The organism is Nocardia sp. NPDC004711, from assembly GCF_053601595.1.
This window is the reverse complement of the sequence record NZ_JBSGCB010000146.1, coordinates 1-4,709: the sequence shown is the minus strand read 5'-3', so window position 1 is coordinate 4,709 and position 4,709 is coordinate 1. Positions and strand designations below refer to the sequence as shown.

The 4,709-nt window shown below is 64.0% G+C and carries 6 protein-coding genes; 5 read left to right on the top strand and 1 reads right to left on the bottom strand.

The window, feature by feature from the left end:
• From ACWEKS_RS48830 to ACWEKS_RS48820, 3 genes are all read left to right on the top strand, one after another.
• Positions 1–199 (top strand): hypothetical protein (locus ACWEKS_RS48830; RefSeq protein WP_452346524.1); only part of this gene is annotated, 199 nt, incomplete at its 5' end.
• Between the two features lie 300 nt (positions 200–499).
• On the top strand, positions 500–2,158 hold the full coding sequence (locus tag ACWEKS_RS48825) for an MFS transporter (RefSeq protein WP_452346523.1): 1,659 nt from the start codon (positions 500–502) through the stop codon (positions 2,156–2,158).
• Positions 2,155–2,610, top strand: a complete 456-nt coding sequence (locus tag ACWEKS_RS48820; RefSeq protein ID WP_452346522.1) for a DUF2871 domain-containing protein — start codon at positions 2,155–2,157, stop codon at positions 2,608–2,610. The genes ACWEKS_RS48825 and ACWEKS_RS48820 overlap by 4 nt, the downstream gene beginning before the upstream one ends.
• Before the next feature lie 304 nt (positions 2,611–2,914).
• Here the strand turns inward: ACWEKS_RS48820 and ACWEKS_RS48815 are convergent, their stop codons facing one another.
• Positions 2,915–3,511 carry a TetR/AcrR family transcriptional regulator gene (locus tag ACWEKS_RS48815; protein WP_452346521.1) on the bottom strand — a complete coding sequence of 199 codons (597 nt, stop codon included), beginning with the start codon at positions 3,509–3,511 and terminating at the stop codon, positions 2,915–2,917.
• A gap of 70 nt (positions 3,512–3,581) precedes the next feature.
• On the opposite strand from ACWEKS_RS48815, the gene ACWEKS_RS48810 reads away from it, so the two are divergent.
• Positions 3,582–4,004, top strand: coding sequence for a nuclear transport factor 2 family protein (locus tag ACWEKS_RS48810; protein WP_452346520.1), 423 nt, complete (start codon positions 3,582–3,584; stop codon positions 4,002–4,004).
• A 306-nt stretch (positions 4,005–4,310) separates the two neighbouring features.
• Positions 4,311–4,469 carry a hypothetical protein gene (locus tag ACWEKS_RS48805; protein WP_452346519.1) on the top strand — a complete coding sequence of 53 codons (159 nt, stop codon included), beginning with the start codon at positions 4,311–4,313 and terminating at the stop codon, positions 4,467–4,469.
• The last annotated feature ends 240 nt before the right edge of the window (positions 4,470–4,709 follow it).

Genomic DNA, 4,709 nt, shown 5'->3' with positions numbered 1-4,709 from the left:
GACCATTGGCTGGCCAGATGTAGAGAGCACGACAGCCGCCTACAAGATCAGCGCGGTGAACGCGGTTGAAGGCAGCAAGTATCCGCTATTGCCGCATACCGCGCTGACCGAACCGGCCAGCGCGAGGCGCCGGTGGCCGGAACCTGTTGCGGTGCAGAACGTCCGCTATTGCCGAGTGTCGCGTCTTTCCGGCGGCTAGCTAGTAGTACTGCAACGGCACTCGCCGGTCATGTGACTTGATCTCCTTGTCGATGAAGCTGCGCAGCGCGTCGCGGAACATCAGGTCTTCGCCGGACCACTGGTACATGACGGGATCCCCGAGGGCTCGCGGAACGGCTACCCCAAATATGGAACACGTTCTAATTTCCTGAACGAGTCGCCAGCCGCCTTCGTCGAACTGTGGGTTGCCGATCGGTTGATCTGGACTCCATCGAAGGTTGGTCCGGCAGGGACCGATCGAATCTACCGGCGGTCGGTCCGAGCTCGCAGAATCGCAATAATGCAGATCGATCCAACTACCGTGGCCGACTCGGTGCCGCGGGCCGACCGAAGCGCGTGGATCGGGCTCGGTGTCCTCGCAGCTGGGCTCTCGTTGATCGTCGTGGACGGCACCATCGTCGGCGTCGCGTTACCAGTGATCGTCACCGATCTCGGACTCAATCTGACCGATGCCCAGTGGGTCAACAGCGCCTATTCGGTCGTCTTCGCCGCACTGTTGCTGACTGCGGGCCGTCTCGGCGACCGGCTGGGCCGACGCCGGATGTTCGTGCTCGGCGTACTCGTGTTCCTGGCGGGCAGCCTGATGGCCGCCGTTGCGTCGAGCGTTGCGGCGCTGATCCTTTCGCGTGTGGTGCAGGGTGTCGGCGGAGCGTTCGTATTGCCCGCCACCTTGTCGAGCGTGAACGCCACCTTCCGCGGTAAGGATCGGGTCATCGCGTTCGCGGTGTGGGGCGCGGTCATCTCCGGCATGGCCGCCGTGGGACCGCTCCTCGGCGGCAGCCTGACCACCTACTTCAGCTGGCGATGGATTTTCATCGTCAATATCCCGATCGGGGCGGCGGTATTGATCGGCACCTGGCTCGCGGTGCGCGAAACCAAGGCCGCGATCAGCGAACCCGGGCTCGACGTCGACGGACTTCTGCTCAGCGCGATCGGGTTCGGCGGGGTCGTCTTCGCACTCATCGAAGGTCAGAGCCTGGGCTGGTGGCGCCCGCACTCCGCGTTCAGCGTCCTCGGAATCGAGTGGCCGCGAAGCGCTCCGGTCTCGGTGGTTCCGGTCATCGGGCTGATCGGCGTGGTCGCGTTGGTGTTGTTCGTAGTCTGGGAACGACACCGGGCACGGGTGGGCCGGTCCGCGATCCTGGACGTGAGCCTGTTCTCCATCCCGACCTTCAGCTGGGGCAATCTGACTGCGCTGACCGTGGCGATCGGAGAGTTCGGCCTGCTGCTCGTGCTGCCGCTGTTCCTGGTGAACGCGCTCGGCTTGTCGACGCTGGGCGCCGGCCTGGTACTGGCCGCAATGGCCTTGGGCGCCTTCGGATCCGGCGCCGCCGCCCGGCACATCGCCACCCTGCTCGGCACCTCGAGAACGGTGATGTTGGGCCTGGCCCTCGAGGCGGTGGGCGTCGCCGTGGTTGCGCTGCTCCTCTCCTCGACGGTCTCGCCCTGGCTGCTCGCCGTGCTGTTGGCCGGGTACGGCGCCGGACTCGGTCTCGCCTCGGCGCAGCTGACCGGCACCGTGCTGGCCGACATCCCGCCGGAGCGGTCGGGCCAGGGTTCGGCGACGCAGAGTACGGTCCGGCAACTCGGCGCGGCACTCGGCTCGGCCATTCTCGGCGCGGTGCTGTCGATCGGATTGGCCCACAACCTAACCGACCGATTGGAATCGGTTCCCCAGTTGCCACCGCCAACGGCACAGCACCTGGTCACCGCAACCAGAGATTCGGCCGGAGGAGCGATCTCCGCACTGCGCGCGCAAGGCGACGCCGGACAACTCGGACCCGCAGGACCACAGGTGACCACCGCGCTGTCCGAAGGATTCGGCGACGCAACCAGGACCGCATTGGGCGTGGCCGCCGCCTTCCTCGCGCTCGGCTTGGTGAGCGCGACCGTCCTGAATTCCCGCACCCGCCGAACTTCCACCATGGAGAGCCGATGAGAAAGTCGTTCTACGCCGCCGCCTGCTACACACTCCTGGGGCTAGTCCTAGGGTTCTTCTACCGCGAATTCACCAAGGCCCACGACTTTTCCGGAAGCTCACAACTCACCGCCACCCACACCCACGTCCTTGCACTCGGAACGCTGTTCTTCCTCATCGTCATCGTGTTGGACAAGCAATTCGCGCTGACCTCCGGCCGCTGGTTCAACGCCTTCTTCTGGACCTACAACACCGGACTGGTCGTGACTGTGGCCATGATGGTCGCGCACGGCATCCTCACGGTCCTGAACCACGATGTCAGTCCCGCCATCTCGGGCATAGCCGGACTCGGCCACATCCTGCTGTCCATCGGTTTCGCCATGTTCTTCCTGTGCCTGCGCGGCCCGATCACGACCGCGGCCCGTGAGTCCGGCGCTGCGAAGCAAAACGCGGAGAACCCGGTCGCGAGCTGAGTGGTTGTCGAGCCGCGGCATCATCTGCCGGTCCTATTGGAACGCCTCAGATTCCGCACACCATCAGAAGCACTCGAACAGGTGTTCTCCAGGGTCTCGCTGATGGTGTCCTCGATGTAGTCGACGTAACCGGTTGCGCCTGTTCAGCTTCGGGTTCGAGGGTGTTACCCCAGGTCTGTCCACGACGCGGTGATCGGAAGGGCGGCATTCGCGGACCAACGCGCAGTAGTGCCGAATTCAGGATGGCGACCAGGTGAGTGGTCGCGGCTCGCGAGTAGTACTCGGACCTGACTCTTTGTCATTTCTACCGCTGTTGGACTGCTTGCACCGTGATCAGCTTCCGAGCGCTGTACTGGAACGATGCGATGGCCGCGCCTGCTGTCATGCGACCCGATGACACCTCGGAGCCAGCAGCGTGGCCGAGCACCATGATGGCGGTCAACAACCATTCGGGTGCGCAGTGGGGATCGAATTCGCCGGTGGCCTGACCACGGCGGATCAGCTGGTCCAGTGGCCCCAGTATCGGTGCGTGGGCATCATGATCGTCGGCCGGATCAGCGGCGGGCAGGTGCAGCAGCATCGGATAGCGCTGCATGATGTGCCAGCAGAGGTCGAGGAATCGCTGGAGGGCTTCCCCCGCCGGGCCTTCTCCAAGGCGAGCTGCGTCGATGGCCGCGACGACCTCTGTCGTGATGCGGGCAACCGCGGCCTGGATCAGCACGTCGCGCGTCGGAAAGTGAGCGTAGACCGTTTGCCGACTGACCCCTGCGACTGCGGCCACGTGCTCGAGGCTTGCGTCGGGTCGCTCGCCGAGTGTCCGTATGGCGGCCTCGAGCACCAATTCCGCGCTACGGAGGCCGTCACTTCGTCGGCGGCGCGGTGAACCAGTTTTCTCGGACATCCTTGTCAACCTTAGCGGACGAGCCTAGCCTTGACAGTGTTGTACGAGTTATCTGAAAGGATGAACGGATATGGCAACTTCCATCGCTCTCCCCGGACACGACCTCGCGGCATACCTCACCGCATATGTGGCAGAAATGGCCCTCGGAGCCGAAGAGCCCGAAGTCATCGTGGATCGATACCACACCCCCGATATTCTCTGGCTCAGCGACGGGCACCCGATGGACCGCAGTCGGTTGGTGGCTCACGCGAAACCGAGCCGCAAGAACGTGACCCAGTGCCAGGTCGACATCATGGACACCATCGCCTCGGGCGACCGTGTCGCAGCCCGCTACACCGTCACCGCCACGATGCGCACGGGCCGGACGATCGCCACCGAGATATACATGTTCGGCGATCTCGCCCCGGACGGCCGCCTGTTCCGCGTCGACGCCATCACGCGCGACCTACCCGAATCGAAAGATGCAGCACCAGAAGATATTTCCGCCCACTGAAGGCCACACAGCCGCCCGTTGCCTTGGAAAGGTTCCACCGAGAACCTCCCATAGGGCGGTTCCTGGACACGTCCGCTATTGCCGCATACCGCGCTAACCGAACCGGCCAGCGCGGGGCATCGGAAGATCAACGGGCAGAGCGTCGTATGGCCGGCGGCAGTCACTCGTTCATGCTGATGTGAGATGGCTGACCGACCGGGACTCACTGGACAAGTTGTTCGACATAGCGCGTACCGGTAACCCGCGCGATGTGATGGATCCGGTCATCCCGATCCGCGGCGCCTGCGTGGTATCGCGGTGTTGGGTGTGTTGAACGATCGATCGGTGGCGGTCGCGGAGCTGCTGGCCTGGTATCGGGAACGCGCCGTGTTTCACCGCAGTGATTCCCTGGACGAGATCACGGGGTTCGAGACCGTGCTGGCACAACGGTATCCGTCGTACGCCGCCGCTCGTGTCGGTGGCTGACAGTGCTGTCGCGGGTCTGCAAGCCGGCTGCGTTCGGTTTCCTGGATTGTCTTGCGATGGTCCTGATAGATCGTCAAGCTCGAGCTAGCCGGACGATCTGTTCGATCGCCACTTGGTAACTGCTCGGGCGAACCGTCTAATTCCAACGCACGCTCATGGCTCCCCTTTATGTCAAGACCGGGATGTGGGTGTGGGGTTAGCCTGGTTGGTGGGTCCGGGATGTGGCTTGTCCGAAGGATC